Origin of the sequence: Muricoccus radiodurans (assembly GCF_050154705.1) — a bacterium.
Taxonomy (GTDB): domain Bacteria; phylum Pseudomonadota; class Alphaproteobacteria; order Acetobacterales; family Acetobacteraceae; genus Roseomonas; species Roseomonas radiodurans.
This window is the reverse complement of record NZ_CP189561.1, coordinates 5,074,828-5,095,584: the sequence shown is the minus strand read 5'-3', so window position 1 is coordinate 5,095,584 and position 20,757 is coordinate 5,074,828. Positions and strand designations below refer to the sequence as shown.

The window sequence follows — 20,757 nt, the reverse complement described above, 5'->3', positions numbered from 1 at the left end:
GAGGCTTTGCCTCCCGGACCCTCCACCGGGGGGCGAACGCGCCCCCCGGACCCCGCGATCTGTTGAAACCCGCGGGTCCAGGGAGCGCGTTCGCTCCCTGGTGGATGGGGTCCGAGGAAGGCGACGCCTTCCCCGGGGCCGCAAGCGCCGAACTCAACAAGCATCAGCGCAGCGACTCCAGCCAATCGGTCACGGCCAGAAGATCGGCCCCCTCCAGCGCGCGCGCGTAGGCCGGCATCGCATTCCCGGGCTTGATGTCCTGCGGCGCCGCGATCCAGCCCGCCAGGTTGGAGTGCCGGTTCGCCAGCGCCCCGGCCGCCAGCGTCAGCCGCGATCCCACGCGGGAAAGGTCCGGCGCGATCCGCGCCTTCCACTCCGTGCCCCGCACGGCGTGGCACGCGCCGCAGCCCGCCTCCCCGAAGACCTGCATCCCGCGCCGCTGCGCCGCCGTCTCCGGCGCCGGCACGGGCGCCCGCTGCCGCGCCACCCACGCCTCGAACTCGGCCGGCTCCTGCACCACCACGTCGAAGGCCATGAGCGTGTGCTGCAACCCGCAGAACTCCGTGCACTGCCCGCGCAGCACCCCCGTCCGGTCGGCGCGCAGCCGCTGCCGGTTCACCCGGCCCGGGATCATGTCCATCTTCCCGTGCAGGTTCGGGATCCAGACCGAATGGATCACGTCGCCCGAGGTCAGGTGCAGCTCCACCTCCCGCCCCACCGGCAGGTGCAGCGCGTTGGCCGTCAGCGCGCCCTCCCCCAGATCGGGATAGCGCACCTCCCACCAGAACTGCCGCCCGACGATCTCCACGCGCATCGGCGCGTCCGACATCGGCCGCATGATCGCGCGCGAAACCCCCAGCGCATGGGCCAGCAGCGCCGTCAGCGTGACGACAGGAAACACGATCCCCGCCGCGATCGCGAAGCTGCGCGTCCCCATCCTCTGCCGCCAGTGCGCCGGCGCGGCGATGGCCAGGACCAGCGCCCCCATGGTGATGAGGAAGATCAGCCCCCCACCCCAGAACAGCACATGCGACAGCGCGGCGATGCGCTCGGCCTGCACGCCCCAGGCATCCAGTGGCGCCTGCGCCCCGCTGCACCCGCCCAGCGCGAGGAGCGGGAGGACGAGCCGTCCCTTCACGCCGCGCGCCGATCCGGCACCGGCCGCAGCGCGCGGGAGAGAGCGAGCAGCGCCAGCCCCGCGAACAGCACACCGCCCGGCACCCACATCAGCAGCCCGCCGAATTGCTGATCCTCCAGCGGCGTCAGCCCCCAGGGCAGCGTGGACAGCGCGTGCGGCACGAAGAGCGGCCGCGGCGCGAAGGTCAGGAAGGCGCCCAGCGCCCCCATCTGCGCCGCCGTCGCCAGCCCGGCGAGCAGGGCCGCGTCCGCCCGCGCCCCCGGAGAAAGCGCGCCACGCCAGAGCAGCGCCGCGCTGCCCAGCAGCGTCGCATGCATCGCCCACCACGCCGCGTCGGACCGGAAGGTCAGCGCATAGGGCCCGGGCAGGTGCCAGAGCCAGAGCAGCACCGCGAACCCTGCCGCCGCCCCCGCCAGCGTCCCCGTCCCAACCCGCCGCGCCGGCCACGCCAGGGCCAGCAGCGGCGCCGCCCCCAACAGCAGGACCAGGTGCTGCGCCACCCGGGCGGAGAACAGCGCCACCGCCAGCCCGCAGAGCGGCGAGAGCAGTGCCGCCGCCGCCAGCCCCCATCCCGCCAGGGCCGCCCCGCGCGCCCCGCTCCGCACCGCCGCCGGCCAGCTCACCGCCAGCCCGGCGACCAGGGCGGCGATCAGCAGCGGGTCGAGATTCCACGCCAGCCCGCCCGGCAGGGGCGGCGCCCCGCAATAGGGCAACAGTCCCGGCTCACCCATGCGCGCCTCCCCTCTCCGCCAGCGCCGCGCGGCCGGCCCTTCCACGATGTGCCGCCCGGAGTGCCACGGCGGTCAGCAGCACGAAGGCGGCGAGCACCACCGCGTCCACCGTCGCGTTCGGCGCCCCGAAGGCCGCGCCCGGCGTCGAGGCCGCGTCCGGCCGCACCGTCCAGGCCAGCTCCGCGACATGATGCAGCAGGAGAAAACCGCACACCGCCGTCATGCGCCAGGGCCGCCACTGCGGCACCGCCGCCAGCGCGATGGCACCGAGCAGCGTCGGCACCGCGACGCCGAGCTTCACCCAGCGCCAGATGCCCTCGGCCCGCCGCAGGAACCACGGCACCTCGTTCGGCAGGTCCGCCGCCCAGACCGTCAGGAATTGCACGAAGGCCAGCCAGAGCGCCGCGACCGCGAGGGTCAGCAGCGCGCGCTCCAGCCCCGTTCGCGCCTCCGGCTCCTTCAGCCGCCCCGCGCCGAGCGCCGGCAGCGTGACGAGGGCCAGCGCCGCCCCCGCACTGCCGACGACCATGGCCAGCCCCTGAAGGCTCGCCGACCAGCCGGGATGGCGCGACAGCCCCCAATCCTCGAAGGCGAAGGCGGCGGTCGGGACGAGCATCAGCAACGACAGGCCGGCGCCCCGCGCCGCCGCACCCGGCCGCGCCAGGACTCGCCCCAGCACCGCCCAGAGGATCAGCACCGCCCCCCCCCGGATGGCCAGGATGAGGGGCGTGTTCCATGCCTCCGTCACCGCCTCCGGCCCCGCCCAGGGATAGAGCCGCCCCGCCAGGAGGGGCAGCGGCACCGCGAGCGGGATCGGCAGCCAGGCCACCCGCGCCACCGCCGCCAGCGCCGGCCGCAGCGGCCCGAGCCAGGCCTCCCCCAGCAGCAGCCCCGCCGCGAGCACCGCCATCGCCCCGGCCACCAGCCCGGCGAGAAGCAGGAAGGCGAGGAGCCACGCCTCCGCCAGCGGCGTCACCAGGACCGCCATCAGGGCGCCGCGCGCATCAGCGCCTCCACGTGCCGCGCCACCGCCCAGCGGTCACGCGGGTCCAGCTTGTCCGCCATCGCATGGGCGCCCCCGAGATTCGTCCCGATCGCCGCCACGCTGCGGGCGGGATCGGCGGGCAGCGGCGGGATGGGCGGATGCCCGCGCGAGACCACCACCCCATCTCCCGCCCCCCGCGCCCCGTGGCAGGGCGTGCAGTGGATGGCGTAGCGATCCGCCCCGCGCGCCAGCAGCCCGGCATCCACCGGCGGCCCCGGCGCGGCCAGGTCCCGCGCCCGCGCCGCCGCGCCGCGTGGCACGGCGCCCTCCGGCGGGGCGGCCGGCGGCGCCGGCTTCGGGCTCTCCGGCCAGCCATCGCAGGCCGCCAGGAGCAGCAGGAGAACCCCCGCCCGCCTCAAGACGCCCGCACCTCCGAGACGCGCAGCGCCGAGAGCGCCCGCAGGAAGCGCGTCGCCGCCTCCCGCTCGTAGAGCGGGTCCTCCGCCGAGAGCAGGAGGAAGAACCCCCGCTCGCTCGCCTGGGCAAAGCCCCGCGCGTGGAAGACCGGATGGTGCAGCCGCGGCAACCCGTTCAGCGCCAGCATCCCGACCAGCGCCGCCGCGCAGGCCCACAGCACCGCGACAAGGTAGGTGGTCGGCAGGAAGGCCGGCCAGGCGTGCGGTGGCCGTCCCCCGACATTCACGGGATAGAGGCCCACCGAGACCCACCACTCCAGCCCATAGGCCAGCGCCGCCCCGAACACCCCGGCGGCGATCGCGATGTATCCCACCGGCGCCGCGGAGACGCCGAGCGCCTCCGCCGCCTCCGGCACGGGATGCGGCGCATAGGCCTCCAGCCCCGTCCAGCCGGCGGCGCGCGCGGCCTTCACCGCCTCCGTCATCGCGTCGGCATCCGCGAACTCGGCGATGACGCCGAGGCCGGGCGGGCGGCTCATCGCTCCTCCTCCTCCGCCTCGGCCTCGCTCTCCTCATGCCGGGTCTCGAACATGGAGACGGCGGGCAGCAGCCGCCCGAAGAGCAGTAGCAGGGTGACGAACAGCGCGACCGTGCCCAGCAGCAGCCCCCACTCCGCCGCGCTGGGGTGATAGGCCGCCGCCTCGGGCCGCGGCATCCGCACCAGCCCGTCCACCACCAGCGACCAGCGGTCCAGCCACACCCCGGCGGCGGCGAGCAGCCCCACCGGCAGCACCACGGCGCAACGGTCCCGCCACGCGTCGCGCCACAGCACCTGCGGCACCACGACCGTCAGCAGCACGCCACCCCAATAGGCCGGCGCCCCCACCCCGAAGGCGCGCGCCACCAGCGCCGCCCGCGTCTCCGCATCCTCCCGCAGCAGCCCCACCGCCAGCTCGTGTGCGTAGGACGCCCCGGCCGCCAGCGCCGCGCAGGCGACGAGGCGCGCCAGCAGGTCCATGTCCTCCTCGTCCACGAAGCGCTCCAGCGAGAGCGCGACGCGCAGCACCGCCGCGAGCGCCAGCACGATCCCCAGGCCGGACGGCAGCCCCGTGACGATCACGTGCAGCGGCAGCCGCGCCTGGTGCCAGGCCGGCACGAGCGTCGTGGCGAACTCCAGCGCCACCACCGTCTGCGCCCAGAGCAGCAGCGGCAGCACCAGCGCCGCCACCAGCCGGTACGCCGCCTGGTGCCGGTGCCAGTGCGCCAGCGAACCCCGCCACCCCAGCGCGAACAGCCCATAGGCCCGCGCCACCGTCATCCGCCCCCGCGCCGCCGCCCGGTCCCGCATCGTCGCGAGATCCGGGATCAGCCCGATGAACCAGAAGAGCGAGGTGACCACGACATGCGCCGTGATCCCCCAGAAATCCCAGACCAGCGGGCTGCCGAATTGCGGCCAGAGCCCGGTATGCGCGGGATAGGGAAAGGTCCAGTGCGCCAGCCAGGGCCGCCCCAGATGCAGGATCGGATAGAAGGCGGCCGCGACCACCGCGGCCAGCGCCGCCGCCTCGGCGAAGCGGTTCACCGCCGTCCGCAGCCCGTGCCGCCGGATCACCAGCACCGCCGCGAAGAGGCTCGCGGCATTCGCGATCCCGATCCACCAGGCATAGGCGATCAGGTCGAAGCCCCAGACATGCGGGACGTTGTTCCCCCAGATACCGATGCCCAGCACCAGCAGCGCCGACACCGCGATCGCCAGCACCACCACCCCTGCCAGCGCGCCGGCCAGCGCGATCCGGAACCCCGCCCCGCCGGGCCGCAGCGCCGCATCGGCGACCGGTGTGGTGGTCGCGCTCACGCCGGCGGCTCCTCGCCCGCGACGCGCGCGAGGTAGGTCGTGCGCGGCCGCGTCCCGAGATGCCCGAGCATCGCGTAGTTCCGCCCGTTGTCCCGCACGCGGGACACGGCGCTGCCAGGATCGTTCAGGTCGCCGAAGGTGATGGCGCGCGTGGGGCAGGCGCGCTGGCAGGCCGTCTCCACCTCCCCGTCGCGCAGCGCGCGGCCCTCCACCGTCGCGGCGGTCCGGGCCGCGACGATGCGGTGCTGGCAATAGGTGCACTTCTCCATCACCCCGCGCGGACGCAGCGGAACGTCCGGGTTGCGCGCGGGCGTGTCCAGCGCGCGGCGATGATCGGACCAGTTGAAGCGCCGGACCTTGTACGGGCAGTTGTTGGAGCAGGTGCGCGTGCCGATGCAGCGCGCATGCACCATCAGGTTCAACCCCTCCTGGTCGTGCAGCGTTGCGTTGACCGGGCAGACCGGCTCGCAGGGCGCCTGCTCGCAGTGCATGCAGGGCACGGGCTGGAAGGTGGTGGCCGGATCGTCGGCGCCGCCGTGGTGATAGCGGTCCACGCGCAGCCAGTGCATCTCCCGCCCGCGCGCCACCGCCTCGGGCCCGGCCACCGGCACGTTGTTCTCCGCCTGGCAGGCCACCGCGCAGGCGTTGCAGCCGATGCAGGCGTCCAGATCGATCACCATGCCCCAGGCATGCCCGGGAGAGGGCCAGTCCGCATGCAGCGAGGCATCCCGCTCCGGGCGCGGCACCGCGCCGCCCGGAGCGACGACGCGCACCGCGTCCGTCCCGTCCAGCCGGTGATGCCCCTCGGTCGAGATCGGCAGGGTGCGGCGACCCGTGGCGCGCAGCCGCAGCCCCGGCACCGCCCAGCCCCCGTCCGCGGGCCGAAGCGCATAGGCATCGAACCCTCGCCCCTCCCCCACCGGCCCGCCCGCCCGGCGCCCGCCGCCGAGCGGCAGCGTCACGCAATCCCGCGCGTGCCCCGGCACCGGCCAGCAGGGCGCGGTCACACGCCGACCGCCCAGCTCCAGCTCGACCTCATCCCCCGCCGAGAGCCCCAGCGCCGCCGCCGTCGCGGGCGCCAGCAGGGCGGCATTGCCCCAGACGATCCCGGTGAGAGGCCGCGGCATCTCCTGCAGCCACGCCTCATGCGCCTCCGCCCCGGCGCGCACGCCGGGATCGGGCGCGAAGACGGCCGCGAGGCCCGGCGGAACCGGCGCGCCCGGACGATCCCACCCCTCCCGCAGCGCCGGTGCGACCGGGACCGCGGCCTCTCCCGCGACCCCCTCCTCCAGCGCCCTGCCCCAGCGCTCCGCGAAGCCCGCCTCGCCCCAGGCCGCGCGCCAGGTCGCCTCCACCGCCGCCCGGCCCGTCACCGGCGCGCCGAGAAGCAGGGAGAGAATCTCCACCTCCCCCCGCGCCACATCCCCCGCGCCCGCCGTCACCGGCTGCCGGATCGTCGGGGTGCCGTCGAAGGCCCGCGAATCCCCCCAGCCCTCCAGCGGATGCGGCGCCGGCACATGCCATCCGCAGAGATGCGCCGTCTCCTCCACCCGCAGCCCGAGATGCAGCGAGAAGGGGACGCGGCGCATCGCCTCCGCGAAGCCGAGCGCCGCCGGCGCGTCGTAGGCCGGGTTCACGCCCAGCAGCAGGAGATGCGTCACCTCCCCCGCCGCCATGGCCGCGACGAGCGACGCGAGCGAATCCCCCATCCGCTCCGGCCGCACCAGCGGGCTTGGCAACAGCCGCATCGCATGCCCGGCGCAGCCCAGCCTTTCGTTCATCGCGTGCGCCAGCGCGTGGATCACCGCCGGCTCCCCGCGCCCCGCGATCACCACCGCCTCCCGCCCGGCCGCGGCCAGGGCCGCCGCGATGCCCGCTGCCTCGGGATGCGCGCCCTCCCGCGCCAGCCCCGCCACGCCCAAGGACCCCGCCACCGCCCGCGCGAAAGGCTCCGCCTCCGCCGGGTGCAGCGGGATGCGGCGATCGGCCCGCGCTCCCGTCAGGCTCGGCGAGGCCTCGGCCACGAACAGCGCCGGAAGGCGGCCGCTCTCCCGCCCGGCCGCCCGCCCGGTGATCCAGTCCCGGGCGTATCGCAGCCGCCCCGGCCCCTCCCCCAGCGGATCGGCGCCGAGGCACAGCACCGCCCGCGCCCGCGAGAGATCCGGCACCGCCTCGACCGGCTGCCCGAAAGCCGCCATCGCCCCGTCCAGCGCCGCATCGTCCGCCAGCGGATCGTGCTGGTGCCAGCGCGCGCCCGGCAGCGCCGCCAACACCTCCCCGATCACCCGGCCCAGGGTCGGGGAGGAGACCGGACCGGTGGCGATCCGCAGCCCCTCCCCCCCGCGCGCCATCAGCGCCTCCCGCGCTCCCGCCAGGGCTGCATCCAGCATTCCCGCCGACACCGGCCGCCCGTCCCGCCGCACATGGCGGGACCGCTCCGGCGCGTGCAGCGACAGCACCGCCGCCTCTGCGACCATGTCCGTCGCACCGAGGCTCGCCGGATGCGCCGGGTTCCCCTCGACCTTGATCGCGTGCCCCCCGCGCGTTCTGACGAGGACGCCGCGACCCACCCCGTCCAGCTCCAGCACCGTGGCGTAGGTCGCGCCCTCCGCCTCGCCATCCGCCGAGCGCGGGCGGGCGTGCAGGGGATGGCCGACCTCATCCGGCCCGTCGCAACCGGCAACGGCGGCCAGCGCCAGGGAGGCCCCCATCAGCCGCAGCACGCCGCGCCGCTCCGCCGGGAGTGGCAGCGCCGTCGCGGCCTGGGGCGGCTCCGCCACGTCCGGATCGAGGCTCCGCCAGGGCGTGCCCTCGCTCATCGGTGACATGTCGAGCACCGGGTGAGCGGCGAGACCTCCACGCCGAGATGGACATAGCTCTGCGCCCGCAGCCCGACGCCCACAAGCGCCGCCTCCGAACGCGCCGGCGGGTTCCGGTGGCAGTCCAGGCACCATCCCATGTTGAGCGTCTCCGCCCGCACCGTCCGCGGCATCTCCCGCACCGTCCCATGACAGGTGTTGCACCCCACCCCGGCCGCCGTGTGCGCCCCGTGGTGGAACCGCACATGCTCCGGCAGCCGGTGCACCGAGGCCCACTCCACCGGGGTGCCCAGCGCCACCGCCGCCCGCAGCGGCGCGAACTGCGCCGCGACGTTCCAGACCCGGCTATGGCAGGACAGGCAGGTCTCCGCGCTCGGCATCCCCGCCGAGGCCTGCCGCTCCACCCCCGCGTGGCAGAAGCGGCAATCCAGCCCCAGCCCGCCCGCATGGACCGCGTGGCTGAACGGCACCGGCTGGGATACCGCCTGCCCCACCGCCCAGCGCGTGCCGGACCGCGCGATCAGTGCCGCGGTGACCACCCCCGCCAGGACAAGGCCAACCCCGACCACGGCCGCGAGCCGAAGGCGCGCATCCGCACGCGGTGAGAAAAGCTGGGGCATCCTCCGGATGAAATCGCGGTAACCCGGCCAAGGTTCCCGACCGGGTGCGAAACCTTAGCCGATCGCGTCGGACCGGATGCGCCGCACCCCGGCCGCCTCCATCTCCGCCCAGGCCCGGGCGAGGCTGCCCTGCAGGTCGATGGCGCGGCAGGCATCCTCGATCACCGTCGCCTCGAAGCCCAGACGCCGCGCGTCCAGCGCCGTCCAGGCCACGCAGAAATCGGTCGCCAGGCCGGTGAGGTAGACGTGCCGGATGCCCCGGCTGTTCAGGTAGCCGTCCAGCCCGGTCTTCGTGCTGCGGTCCGCCTCCAGGAAGGCGGAGTAGGAATCCACCTCGCGGTTGTAGCCCTTGCGGATCACCAGCTGGGCATGGGGGATGGACAGGGCGGGATGCAGCGCCGCGCCCTCCGTCCCCATCACGCAGTGGTCCGGCCACAGCACCTGCGTGCCATAGGGCACCTGGACCGTACCGAAGGGCTGCTGCCCCGCGTGCTGGGACGCGAAGGAGACGTGGTCCGGCGTGTGCCAGTCCTGCGTCAGCACGACATTCGCGAAGTGGCGCGCCAGCCCGTTGATCACCGGCACCACCGCATCCCCGTCCGGGACGGCCAACGACCCGCCGGGCGTGAAGCAGTTCTGGACGTCCACCACGATGAGGGCGGTCTCGGCTCCCGGCGTCATCGCGCGGCTCCTCGTGGTCAACAGCGGCAGCCCGGCCAGGGCCGCGAGCAGGGGACGGCGCGTCACGGGCATGGGCGGGCTTCCCTTCACGCTGCGGTGGCCCGGACGGTATCGCCCGCGCCCGCCGCACCGCAAGGAAAACGCGGCTGGCCAACCGCTCGCGGCGCGCGGCGGATCGCGGAATGCCGGTCCTTCCGCGCCTGGACATCGGCGGACCGCGGTCACACCTGCGCCACCCAGCACGAGAGCACACCCTTCACGGCCGGACGGCACGCCCCCCGGTCAGGAGACGACAGCATGCAGGACCTCGCGCCCGCGCTGCGGGACAAGATCCAGGACATCGCCGCCCGCCACGGCGTGAGCCCCGACGCAGCCCTCACCCTCCTGCGCGCCCTAGAGGCGGGCGGCGGCGCCATGGCGCAATTCCACCACCCCGAGCTCGGCGGCATGGGTCAGTGGTCCCGGGGCGGGATGGTCATGGTCGGCGACATGTTCAACCAGGCCCTCAAGGCGCGCGTGAATGCGCTCTGCACCGAACTCTCCGCCCTGCTGCAGGAGGACGCCGCGACGCGCGCCGCCGGACCGGGCAGCCCGCCAGCCGGCGCTCCCACCCCCTCCTCCCATCGTGGCTGGTGGCCCGAGGAACTCGGCCAGCCCAGTTCCAGCGGCGGCCAGAACAACGCCCACTACGCCTACTTCCCCGCCTCCCGCCGGCTGGCGATCCGCCAGGACGGACGCGTGTCCCTCTACGACACCGGCGAGCACCGGATTGGCGGGGTGTCGCAACAGCAGGGCAGTGGGCAGTCCCTGACCTTCTCCACGGACCGCGGCAGCATCCGCGTCGAGGATCTTCAACCGGTCGGGGCGGAAGGCGGCGGGACGGCCGCGCCGGACCTGGCCGCAGCGCCGTCCCCAGATGCGATGCAAGCACGAGCCGAGGCCGCCGCGGGGGGCGACGCCCTCGCGCTGCTCGAACGTCTGGCCGAACTCCACCGCAAAGGCGTGCTCTCCGAGGCGGAATTCACCGCGAAGAAGGCAGAGATCCTCGCCCGCCTCTAAGCGCCGGGCACACGGACCAACCCGGCGCGCCGGGCGCCGCATGGCTGATCTGCGGCTGCAACAAGTGGGAGGGGGCGGCGTTGCACCCGCTAACCTCCCTCCCCAAAGGCCCGGTGCATGCGGCTCTTCAAGTGCCAGAACTGCGAGCAGTTGCTCTACTTCGAGAACACCCATTGCGAGCGGTGCAAGTTCCGCCTCGGCTACCTGCCGGATGGCGCCGTCCTCTCGGCCATGGAGCCGGACGGCGACGCCTGGCGCGCCATGGCCCCCTCCGACGGACCGCGCCGCTTCTGCGCGAACGCGGAGTATGACGTCTGCAACTGGACGATCCCCGCGAACTCCGCCGAAACCTACTGCGCGGCCTGCCGGCACAACCACCTGATCCCCGACACCTCGGTGCCGGAGAACTTGTTTCGTTGGCGGAATCTCGAATTCGCGAAGCACCGGCTCTTCTACACCCTCGTCCGATTCTGCCTGCCGCTTGCCACCCGCAAGGACGACCCGGAGGGCCTGTCTTTCGATTTCCTCGCGGACTCGCCCGACCCCACCGGCCCGAAGGTCATGACCGGCCACGACAACGGCCTCATCACCATCGCGCTGAAGGAGGCCGATGACGCCGAGCGCGAGATGATGCGCAAGAACATGGGCGAGCCCTACCGCACCCTGCTCGGTCATTTCCGACACGAGGTCGGCCACTACTTCTGGGACAAGCTGGTCCGCGACGGCGGCCGCCTCGAAGCCTGCCGCGCCGTCTTCGGCGACGACAGCGAGAGCTACGAGGCCGCCCTCCAGCGCCACTACGCCGAGGGCCCGCCCGCGGACTGGCAGGACCACTTCGTCAGCGCCTACGCCACCACCCACCCCTGGGAGGACTTCGCGGAGACCTGGGCGCACTACCTCCACATCATCGACACGCTGGAGACCGCCAGCTCCTTCGGGATGCGCGTGCAGCCGAAGATCGACAAGACCGGCGACCTGCACGCGACGATCAACTACGACCCGTACAAGGAACCGGACATCCACCGCATCATCGACGACTGGCTGCCGCTGGCCTTCGCGGTGAACAGCCTCAACCGCAGCATGGGGCAGCCAGACCTCTACCCCTTCGTGCTGTCGCCCGCGGTGATCACCAAGCTCGGCTTCATCCACGATCTCGTGCGGTCTAGCGGTGAGCCTGGGTAAGGGAGGCTGGGGGAACGGCTCAGGCCGTGCCTTCGCCCCCGGCCCCCTCTGTTTTTGTCAGGCTGCCGCGGAAGGCGGATACGGGCTCTCCCATCTCCGCATTCCGCGGCAGCCCGGCAAGAAGAGATGAGGGGGCCAAACGCAGGCGTTCGGCGGGAGAATGCCTTCTCCCCAACCTTTCCTCGTCAGCGCGACAGCTTCAAGCCGGCTCCAGATCCACGCTCACCTCCAGCCCGTGCTTCGCGCCGCCGCCCAGCACGATGCCGCGCACGGGGCTGATGTCCGCGTAGTCCCGCCCCCAGCCGATCACCACGTGCTCGTCCCGCACCACGAGGTTGTTGGTCGGGTCCAGGTCCACCCAGCCCGCCTCCGGCCCCATCCAGCAGCCGACCCAGGCGTGCGACTGGTCCGATCCCTGCCGCTTCGGCTTCCCCGGTGGCGGATGCGTCCGGATGTAGCCGGAGACGTAGCGCGCCGGCAGGCCCAGCGCCCGCAACGCGCCGAGCATGAGATGCGTGAAGTCCTGGCAGACCCCGTGCCGCCGCTCCAGGATCTCGGAGATCGGCGTCGCGATGGTGGTGACGCCGGCGCGGAAGGTGAACTCGCGGCGGATGCGGGCATTCAGCTCCAGCAGCGCCTCCAGCACCGGCCGCCCGGGCGGGAAGCTCGGCCGCGCATACTCCCCGGCCCCGGCATGGGCCGGCGCCATGGAACTGCCGAAGGCGAACTCGGCCGCCTCCCAGGCCCCGTCCCCGCCTGCGCGGGCAGCGGCGGCCACCGCCTCCCAGGCCGGCGTCTCCGCCGCCGGCGGCGGGGCGGGGAAGCCCACCTCCACCAGCGCCTCGGACGATACCTCGAACTCCGGATGCGGCCGGTCCAGGAACAGCCAGGTCACCCGGTTCCCGAAATGGTCGGTCCCCTCCGCCCGCCGCGCCGGGTTCGGCTCCGTCCGCACGGCGGCGTCGATCACGCGCTGGCGCCCCGGCAGGTCGCGCGGCATCAGGTGGAGCATCTGCGCCCCGAGATCGACGCTGCCGCCATAGGCGTAGCGCGTCGTGTGGCGCACCCGGTACCTCATGCCGTGCCCTGCAGCTCCGGCGTCGCGGCCTCCTCCACCCCCAGGGAATGGACGGCGGGCAGCAGCGCGAAGTAGCGGCGCGTGATCGCGTCGGACAGCTCGCCCATCCCCACGCAGAGCGCGTGCAGCCGGGGCGGCAGCGCCGCCGCGGCCTCCGCCTGGTGCCGTGCCTGCGCCACGCCGAGCGCCATGTCCTGCACCTCCTCGAACAGCGCGGCGCCGCGCGCCGAAAGGTCGCCGCCCCCTGCCCCGTCCGGTGCCGCCAGCGCCGCGAGCAGATCGCGCACCCCCGCGACCTGGTGCGCGAGGCTGCGCGGATTGCCCTCATCCGCCAGCACGAGGTCCAGCACCGTCGCCGGCTGCATCACGCTGAGGTAGCGGCTGCGATAGGTGATGACGGAATCCCGCAGCTCCAGCGACAGGCGCAGGGCCGGCAGAAGCCGCCCGGGCTGCTGCGCCGCGCCGGGCTGGTCCAGCAGGTGGGACATCTCCGTCGCGATCGCCTGCGTCCGCTCCAGCCGCCGCCCGAGGTCGAGGAACAGGCGCCCGCCGCCGCGCACCATGTTCTCCGCCGCCAGCCCCGCGATCGCCGCGGTGAAGGTGAGGATGTCCACCAGCACCGCGTCGAAGGCGGCCAGCGCCTCGCGGTCGCCTTGCCCGGTCGGCAGGGCGCGCAGCGCGTCCGCCAGCCGGCGCAGGCCGCGGGTCAGCCGCTCCTGCACCTCGGCCGTCAGCCGGTCCCGCAGGCGCCCCGCCAGCCGGGCGATATGGCCGAACTGCCGCGGCAGTATCGCGCCGTCCCGCGCATTCGCCAGCAGGTCGCGGCCTGCCGCCGTGGTGATCCCGTGGCCGAACTCGGCCGCCTTCTCCTCGGCCAGCAGCCCCGCGGCCGCGAGGCATGAGGCGAGGCTGCGGCGTTCCGCCAGCTCCCGCGGCGTCGGGTCCGGCCCGCCCAGCGCAAGGACCGCGACGCGCAGCAGCCGCGCCGCCCCCTCCAGCCGCTCGAGGTAGCGGCCCAGCCAGAAGAAGTCGTCGGCCACCCTGCTCGGCAGGTCGCCGCTGTCGCGACGGATCGGCAGGGGCGCCATCTCCTGGTGACGGGGACCGAGGATGTCCCAGTCCTGCTCGTCCGTCGCGACCCAGACGTCCTTTGCCGGGGTGTGCAGGGGCAGGCGGCCGGTCCGCACGTCCTCCTCGGACAGCGCGCGGGCCAGACCCCCGGGCAGGGCCCGCCACGCCGCCCCATCGAACACGAGGAAGAGGCGCAGCGCGAAGGGTCGCGGCACCAGCCGGCCCTCCACCGTCACGAAGGGCGCCAGGGAGGCTGGCAGGGCCGCACAGGCCGCGAAGCCGGCCGGGTTCGCCGCCAGGCGGCCGAGCAGCGCCTCCCGCTCCGCCCTCGACTGACCGGCCAGGGGCATGGCCGGCACCGTCCCGTCCAGGGCGGGACGCAGGCGCCAGGCCTCCGGCTCCGCCAGGACACGCTCCCGCGCCCCGGCATCCCCCATCCAGAGAACCTCCGCCCCGGGCAGCCACAATTCTTCCCCGAGCAACCGCGAAGCGAGCCGCGGCAGGAAGGCTGCCATTCCCGGCGCCTCGGCCAGCCCGGCGCCGGGATCGTTCAGGACGCGCACCCCACCCCAGCGCGCCGCGTCCATCAGCCCGGCGATGCCGCGTCCTCCCCCGCCCGGCTCCAGTTCCAGCGGGTCCAGGGTGCGCCCATCCTGCCGGCGCAACAGCACGTCCACCTGTCGCAGCCCGCGCAACGTCTTCAGGAAAAGCCGCCCGTTGCGGGCCGTCAGGTCGCCGCCCTCGACCAGCGCGCAGGACAACTCCCGCGCCAGCACGACATGCTCGTACCAGAGCTTGTCCCCATGCCCCGGCGTCAGCAGCGCGAGGCCGGGACGGTCCCCCTCCCCCTCGGGCGGCGGGGCGAGGCGCTCCAGCGCGTCCTGCCAGATGTCGAAGAAGGGCTGGAGGCGGCGGATGCCGGCGGAGCGGAACAGCTCCGGCATGACCCGCAGCAGGGCGCGCCGGTTCAGCAGCGCGTAGCCCGCCCCCGCCGCATCGGCGGTGCGGTCCGCCAGCACGCGCCAGCCGCCATCCGGCCCGCGGATCAGGTCGGCCGCATAGACATGCAGCCGCTGCCCGCCGCGCCAGGTCACCTCGTCGGTCCGGCGCCCCGGCCGCAGGAAGGCGGGGTTGGCGGCCACCAGCGCCGGCGGCAGCAACCCCTCCGCCAACAGGCGCTGCGGGCCGTACACATCCTCCAGCAGCAGGTTCAGCAGCCGCGCCCGCTGCGCCAGCCCCGCCTCCAGCGCCCGGAACTCGGCGGCGGCGATCGGCAGCGGGAAGGGATCGAGCCGCCGGCTGGTCGGGGCGGCGCCGGGCAGCAGGGCGGCGTTCCCCTCCTCCGCCAGCACGGCATCGAGCGCGCGGACGCGCTCGGCCATCACCTGCTCGCCCAGTTCCCGGAAGGCGCCGAGCACATGGCTCCAATGGGGGCGGAGGCGGCCGCCCCCGTCCACCATCTCGTCATGCGCGGCGCTCAGGGACATGCCGCGCTCAGGCGGCCCCGCGGCGCAGGTCGAGGCTCCGCGGCGCCTCCCGCGAGAGCACCAGCGGCGGCTCCGCCATCGGCCCCGGCGTGTGGCCGAAGGGTTGGAACAGGATCCGGCGCCGCGCCTCCGCCTCGTTCGCGTTCACCGGCAAGGTCTCGTAGTTCCGCCCGCCGGGGTGGGAGACGTGGTGCGTCAGCCCGCCCAGGCTGCGCCCGGTCCAGCGGTCATACAGGTCGAACACCAGCGGCGCCTGGGCCTTCACGGTCGGATGCAGGGCGGAGGGCGGCGCCCAGGCCTTGAAGCGCACGCCGGCCACGTATTCCCCCTGCCGGTCGGTGGGCGTCAGCGGCACGGCGCGGCCGTTGCAGGCGACCATGAATCGCTCCTCCACGAAGCCCGTCACCTTCACCTGCACCCGCTCGGTGGAACTGTCCACGTAGCGCACCGTGCCGCCGGCCGCCGGCTCCTCGCCCAGCACGTGCCAGGGCTCCAGCGCGTGGCGCAGCTCGATCCCGGTGCCGCGCAGCGTCACCTCCCCGATCTGGGGGAAGCGGAATTCCAGGTGCGGCGCGAACCAGTCGCGCTCCAGCGGGCAGCCGAGCATCGCCAACTCGTCCAGCGCGTCGTGGAAGTCCTGCTCGACGAAATGCGGCAACATGAACTCGTCATGCAGCCGCGTGCCCCAGCGCACGAGGCGCCGGTCGTACGGCATCTCCCAGAACGCCGCGATGGCCGAGCGCAGCAGCAGCGACTGCACCGCCGCCATCCGCGCGTGCGGCGGCATCTCCGCCGCGCGCCACTCCACCAGTCCCAGCCGGCCGGAACTGCTCTCGGGCGCGTAAAGCTTGTCGATGCAGAACTCGGTCCGGTGCGTATTCCCGGTCATGTCCACGAGCAGGTTGCGGAACAGCCGGTCCACCAGCCAGGGCGGCGTCTCCTCCCCCGCCTTCACGCGGGAGAAGGCGACCTCCAGCTCCGCGATCGCGTCCCCCCGCGCCTCGTCCACCCGCGGGTGCTGCGAGGTCGGCCCGATGAACAGCCCGGAGAAGAGGTACGAGAGGCTCGGGTGGTTGTGCCAGAAGCCGAGCAGCGACTTCAGCAGGTCCGGCCGCCGCAGGAAGGGGCTGTCCGCGGGCTTCGCACCGCCCATCACCACGTGGTTGCCGCCGCCGGTGCCGACGTGCCGGCCATCCAGCATGAACTTCTCGGAGGCGAGGCCGACCTGCCGCGCCTCCTCGTACAGCGTCTCCGTCCGCGACACCCCCTCCTCCCAGGAGGAGAAGGGATGCACGTTCACCTCGATCACGCCGGGGTCCGGGGTGACGGTGAAGGACTGCAAACCCGGATCGCGCGGGGGCAGGTAGCCCTCCAGGACAACCTTGCGCCCCGTCTCCTCCGCCGTCGCCTCCACGGCTGCGGCGAGGTCGAGCCAGTCCACCGCCTCGTAGAGCGGTGGGAAGAAGACGTGCAGCGTCCCGCCGCGCGCCTCCACCGTCAGCGCGGTGCGGACCACGTCGGGATCGCTCTTCCCCACCTCGGGCGGGGATTGCGGCACGGGCCGGAACAGCTCCGCGCCGCCCGCCAGGCCCGGCGTCGCCTCCGGCGTGACGCCGGCGACCATGCGGAAGGGCTGCGACACGCGCAGCGGCCCGCCGAGCACCGGGTCGTAGGCAGGCAGCGCCGAGGGATTGTACGCCGAAGGCGCCCCCGCGACCGGTGCGGCCGCCGGCCGCCCGAGGTCACGATGCGGCGGCAAGGGCGTCACAGGCGCGAAGGGATCGGGCTCGTGCTCCTGCACCGCCGCCGCGTCCGCCTCCGACATCCAGGGCAGGCTCTGCAGGGGCAGGCGGAAGCCGATGGAGCTGTCCCCGGGCACGAGAAACAGGTGCTCCCCGCGCACGAACCAGCGCCCGGCCTGCCAGCGCCGCACGCCGTCGCGCAGCACGCGGCGGATCGGCAGCACGCTGCCCACCTCGGCGGAAAGCCCCTGCCCGAAGACCCGCGCGAGGCGCGCGCGCTCCAGCGGATCGCGCAGCCTCGCGTCCTCGGTCACCACATTCGCGGGCAGCCGGTTCTCGCGCCAGAGAAAGTAGTGGATGTCCTCATAGGCCGGGGCGACGAGGCCGGGATCCACCTGCAGCCGCTCCGCCAGGATGCGGGCGAAGCGCGCCGCATCTTCCGCCGTCGCGTCGTCCCTGTCGTCGTCGGAGGCCAGCAGCGCCGGGTTGCGCCAGACCGGCTCCCCGTCCTTGCGCCAGTGGCAATACAGCGCCCAGCGCGGCAGCTGCTCCCCGGGATAGTGCTTGCCCACCGCGTATTGCAGCGCCGCCCCCGGCGACCAGAGCGGCGCCAGCCGCCGCAGCAGCCGCCCGGCATAGGCGCGCTTCGTCGGGCCCAGCGCGTCGGTGTTCCACTCCGGCGCGTCCATGTCGTTGGCGGCGATGAAGGTCGGCTCGCCGCCCATGGTCAGCCGCACGTCGCCCGCGCGCAGCTTCGCCTCCACCGCCTCGCCCTGGGCGAGGATCGCGGCCCACTGATCCTCGGTGTAGGGCTTGGTCACGCGCGGAGACTCCCGCAGCCGCGTGACGGACATGTGGAAGTCGAACTCGGTCTTTGCCGGCTCCACCATCCCGCTGATCGGCGCGGCCGAGGCCGGCTCCGGCGTCGCCGCGAGGGGAATATGCCCCTCCCCCGTCAGCAGCCCGGAGGTGGGATCGAGCCCGATCCAGCCGGCGCCGGGCAGATAGACCTCTGCCCAGGCATGCAGGTCCGTGAAATCCGTGCTCGGCCCCTCCGGCCCTGTCAGGGGCTTCACGTCGGCAACGAGCTGGATGAGGTAGCCCGAGACGAAGCGCGCCGCGAAGCCGAGATGCCGCAGCGCCTGCACCAGCACCCAGGCGCTGTCGCGGCAGGAGCCCTTGCACTGGCCAAGCGTCTCCTCCGGCGTCCAGACACCGGGCTCCAGGCGGACGACGTAGCTCACCTTCTGCTGCAGCCGCGCGTTCAGCGCCACCAGCATGTTGACCGTGCTCTGCCCGACCTCCTGCGGCGTCTCATCCAGGAAGGCCTTGAGCAGCGGCCCCGCATCGGCCTTGCGCCGGAAGGGCGCCAGCTCCTGCTCCAGCACCGGGTCGTAAGCGAAGGGCCAGGTCTCCGCCTCCGGCTCCAGGAAGAAGTCGAAGGGGTTGATCGTGGCCATGTCGGCCAGCAGGTCCACCGTGACGTCGAAATGCGTCACCCGCTCCGGAAAGACCACGCGGGCCAGGAAGTTCCCCTGCGGATCCTGCTGCCAGTTGATGAAGTGCGGCTTCGGCTCGACCGTCAGGTTGTAGGAGAGCACCGGCGTGCGCGCGTGCGGCGCCGGCCGCAGCCGGACCGTCTGGGGACCGAGCGAGACCGGCTTCTCGTAGCGATAGGAGGTCCGGTGCGTCAGGGCGACGTGGAGCGGCATGGATCAGGCTTCACCCTCGGGCGGGAAGGGAACAACGGGCCGGCGCCATGCAAGCTTCACGCCCCGCGGGAATGCCGTTCAGGGCCTGTCCGGCCCACGGCAGCATCGCCTCCTCCGGCAGAGGCGCCCCTCTTCGCAGGAGGGTCGCCCCCTGGCAAGGGACGGACCGCCCCCGGTCCGTCCCTCCGGAAAGCACGCCCGGCGCCGCGGGCCCGCCCGCCCGGGGTCAGGCCCCGCCGGCGGCCCGGCCCAGCTCCGTCCGCTGCAGCGCGAAGAACAGCGTGTAGGTCGAGGCCTCTTCCACCCCGCCGGCCAGGGCCCGGACCGCCGCGCCGTGGCGGTCGAGTGCGGCGCGCAGGGCCGCCGCATCCAGTGCTTCCACCAGGAGCAGCCCGGGAAAGCTGCGGTCGCCCTGCCGCAGCCCCCGCTCCTGCGTGGGAACCCCGGTTGCCGCCGCATCCACGTCCAGCAGGCGGGCGGCACAGATCCCGTCCTCCGCCACGATCGCCTCCAGGAGCGCCGGATCGGCCTTCGGCCGTCCCCCCAGCCGGAAGGCCGCGACATGCGCCCCCTGCCCCCGCCCGGCCTCGGCGACCACGTCGCCGCCACCCCGCGCGAAGTTGCGGAGCCCCGGCATGATCCGGCGCGACCAGGGCGTGGGATCGTTCAGCCGCGCCAGGTAGGCCGGACTGTCCAGCACCGCCGCGCGCGAGAGATCATAGACGATGAGGTAGCGGTTCACGTCGTCCCGGTCGGCCCGGTGGACGCGCACGCCCTCGAACCCCTCGGTTCCCACGCGCTCCGCCGCGTGCTCGCGCGTGAGCCAGTGGAGGTAGTCGGTCCTCGCCGCCGCCTCCACGTCGCTCCAGATCGCCACCATGCCGCGCTTCACCGGAATCATGCTCCCTGGCCTGGTGGTGATCCGACTTCAGCCGGATGAGAGGATTCGGCCTGTCAGATGCGGCGAAGGCCGCTCCGGGGGAGAGAAGGAATTCTCTCCCCCAGGCCCCCACTCATCTTTCTCTTTCAAGCTGCCGCGGAAGGCTGAAATGGTGATGCCCCCGTCTCCGCCTTCCGCGGCAGCCTGACAAAAAGAGAAGCGGGTGAGGGGTCCGGGGAGAGGGAGAATTCCTTCTCCCTCTCCCCGGAGTCACGAAGCGCGACAGATCGAACCCTATTCCATCCGGATATTCCGGCGCCGGATCATGTCGCCCCAGCGCCGCGCCTCCTCCGTCATGTAGGCCGGAAAGGCATCCGCCGTGCCCGCGTAGATGTCGATGGACGCCGCGTCCAACCGCGCCTTCACCTCCGGCATCGCGAGCACGGTGCGCGCCCCGTTGGAGAGCCGCCCGACGATCTCCGGCGGCGTGCCCGCGGGGGCGAAGAAGCCGAAGTCGTTCGTCGCGCGGTATCCCGGCAGCCCCGATTCCGCCAGCGTCGGCACCTGCGGCGCCTGCGGGCTCCGCTCCGCGCTCGTCACCGCCAGCGCCTTCAGCTCCCCAGACTGGATGTAGGGGATGGCCGTCACCGTATCGATGAAGGCCATGTTCACCTCCCGCGCCAGCAGCGCCTGGAGTTGCAGCCCGCCCGAGCGGTAGGGCACGTGCAGGATCTCCGTGCCGGTCATGTCGAGCATCATCTCCGGCGCGAGCTGCGCGATCGTCCCCGCCCCCGCCGAGGCATAGGAGAGCCGACCCGGCTGCGCCTTCGCCGCGGCGACCAGCCCGGTCACGTCGGTGATGCCGCTGGACGGATGCACGCAGACGAACATCGCGTTCCCCGCCAGCAGGCTGAGCGGCGCGAAGCCGGTGTTGCTGTCATAGGGCAGGCGGTCGAAGAAGAAGGGCGCCAGCGCGAAGGTGCCGGTCGGCGAGACGCCGAGCGTGTAGCCATCCGGCCGCGCCCGCGCCACGGCGCCGTGCCCGACCGTGCCGCCCGCGCCGGCCCGGTTCTCCACCACGAAGTTGCCGTTCAGCACGGTCGAGAGATGCTGCGCGAGCAGCCGCGCCACGAAATCGGTCGAACCGCCCGGCGCGAAGGGCACGATGATCGTGACGGGACGCGTGGGATAGGCGGTCGCCTGCGCCCGCGCCAGCCCCGGTGGTGCCAGCATGGCGGCACCCGTCGCCCCCGCCGCCAGCAGGACGCGCCGGGAAACCCCTCCGTTGATCCTGTCCATCG

General features: G+C 73.8%; 16 protein-coding genes. 2 read left to right on the top strand and 14 right to left on the bottom strand.

Annotated features, from left to right (window positions below):
* Positions 1–163: 163 nt before the first annotated feature.
* The 9 genes from coxB to pncA are packed head-to-tail and all read right to left on the bottom strand — an operon-like array spanning position 164 to position 9,317.
* Entirely contained in the window at positions 164–1,138 is a 975-nt protein-coding gene (gene coxB / locus ACP6CK_RS23680) for a cytochrome c oxidase subunit II (protein ID WP_426955786.1), read from the bottom strand.
* Positions 1,135–1,869 (bottom strand): cytochrome c oxidase assembly protein, encoded by a 735-nt coding sequence (locus ACP6CK_RS23675; protein WP_426955785.1) that lies wholly within the window; start codon positions 1,867–1,869, stop codon positions 1,135–1,137. The genes coxB and ACP6CK_RS23675 overlap by 4 nt, the downstream gene beginning before the upstream one ends.
* Positions 1,862–2,857, bottom strand: coding sequence for a hypothetical protein (locus ACP6CK_RS23670; RefSeq protein WP_426955784.1), 996 nt, complete (start codon positions 2,855–2,857; stop codon positions 1,862–1,864). The genes ACP6CK_RS23675 and ACP6CK_RS23670 overlap by 8 nt, the downstream gene beginning before the upstream one ends.
* Positions 2,857–3,273: a c-type cytochrome gene (locus ACP6CK_RS23665; protein WP_426955783.1), complete on the bottom strand. Its 417-nt coding sequence runs from the start codon at positions 3,271–3,273 to the stop codon at positions 2,857–2,859. The genes ACP6CK_RS23670 and ACP6CK_RS23665 overlap by 1 nt, the downstream gene beginning before the upstream one ends.
* Complete coding sequence (locus tag ACP6CK_RS23660) at positions 3,270–3,809, bottom strand: DUF3341 domain-containing protein (RefSeq protein WP_426955782.1); 540 nt, start codon at positions 3,807–3,809, stop codon at positions 3,270–3,272. Before ACP6CK_RS23660 ends, ACP6CK_RS23665 begins: the two co-directional genes overlap by 4 nt.
* Positions 3,806–5,125, bottom strand: coding sequence for an NrfD/PsrC family molybdoenzyme membrane anchor subunit (locus tag ACP6CK_RS23655; protein WP_426955781.1), 1,320 nt, complete (start codon positions 5,123–5,125; stop codon positions 3,806–3,808). The genes ACP6CK_RS23660 and ACP6CK_RS23655 overlap by 4 nt, the downstream gene beginning before the upstream one ends.
* Positions 5,122–7,953, bottom strand: a complete 2,832-nt coding sequence (locus tag ACP6CK_RS23650) for a 4Fe-4S dicluster domain-containing protein (RefSeq protein ID WP_426955780.1) — start codon at positions 7,951–7,953, stop codon at positions 5,122–5,124. The genes ACP6CK_RS23655 and ACP6CK_RS23650 overlap by 4 nt, the downstream gene beginning before the upstream one ends.
* A complete protein-coding gene (locus ACP6CK_RS23645) occupies positions 7,941–8,564 on the bottom strand; it encodes a cytochrome c3 family protein (protein WP_426955779.1) in 624 nt (207 codons plus the stop codon). Before ACP6CK_RS23645 ends, ACP6CK_RS23650 begins: the two co-directional genes overlap by 13 nt.
* 54 nt (positions 8,565–8,618) lie before the next feature.
* Positions 8,619–9,317 (bottom strand): bifunctional nicotinamidase/pyrazinamidase, encoded by a 699-nt coding sequence (pncA, locus tag ACP6CK_RS23640; RefSeq protein WP_426955778.1) that lies wholly within the window; start codon positions 9,315–9,317, stop codon positions 8,619–8,621.
* Between the two features lie 225 nt (positions 9,318–9,542).
* On the opposite strand from pncA, the gene ACP6CK_RS23635 reads away from it, so the two are divergent.
* Both ACP6CK_RS23635 and ACP6CK_RS23630 read left to right on the top strand, forming a co-directional pair.
* On the top strand, positions 9,543–10,304 hold the full coding sequence (locus ACP6CK_RS23635; RefSeq protein ID WP_426955777.1) for an SHOCT domain-containing protein: 762 nt from the start codon (positions 9,543–9,545) through the stop codon (positions 10,302–10,304).
* Between the two features lie 117 nt (positions 10,305–10,421).
* The gene (locus ACP6CK_RS23630; protein WP_426955776.1) at positions 10,422–11,486 is read left to right on the top strand and encodes a zinc-binding metallopeptidase family protein; all 1,065 of its coding nucleotides are present in this window, start codon (positions 10,422–10,424) and stop codon (positions 11,484–11,486) included.
* Positions 11,487–11,685: 199 nt separating this feature from the next.
* On the opposite strand, the gene ACP6CK_RS23625 is transcribed toward ACP6CK_RS23630, so the two are convergent.
* The 5 genes from ACP6CK_RS23625 to ACP6CK_RS23605 form a co-directional block, all read right to left on the bottom strand.
* Positions 11,686–12,564 carry a transglutaminase family protein gene (locus ACP6CK_RS23625; RefSeq protein WP_426955775.1) on the bottom strand — a complete coding sequence of 293 codons (879 nt, stop codon included), beginning with the start codon at positions 12,562–12,564 and terminating at the stop codon, positions 11,686–11,688.
* Positions 12,561–15,122 carry a circularly permuted type 2 ATP-grasp protein gene (locus tag ACP6CK_RS23620; protein WP_426955774.1) on the bottom strand — a complete coding sequence of 854 codons (2,562 nt, stop codon included), beginning with the start codon at positions 15,120–15,122 and terminating at the stop codon, positions 12,561–12,563. The genes ACP6CK_RS23625 and ACP6CK_RS23620 overlap by 4 nt, the downstream gene beginning before the upstream one ends.
* A 7-nt stretch (positions 15,123–15,129) precedes the next feature.
* Complete coding sequence (locus ACP6CK_RS23615; protein WP_426955773.1) at positions 15,130–18,576, bottom strand: DUF2126 domain-containing protein; 3,447 nt, start codon at positions 18,574–18,576, stop codon at positions 15,130–15,132.
* 226 nt (positions 18,577–18,802) lie between these two features.
* Positions 18,803–19,477: a hypothetical protein gene (locus ACP6CK_RS23610; protein ID WP_426955772.1), complete on the bottom strand. Its 675-nt coding sequence runs from the start codon at positions 19,475–19,477 to the stop codon at positions 18,803–18,805.
* Between the two features lie 273 nt (positions 19,478–19,750).
* Positions 19,751–20,755, bottom strand: coding sequence for a Bug family tripartite tricarboxylate transporter substrate binding protein (locus tag ACP6CK_RS23605; RefSeq protein WP_426955771.1), 1,005 nt, complete (start codon positions 20,753–20,755; stop codon positions 19,751–19,753).
* Between the last annotated feature and the right edge of the window lie 2 nt (positions 20,756–20,757).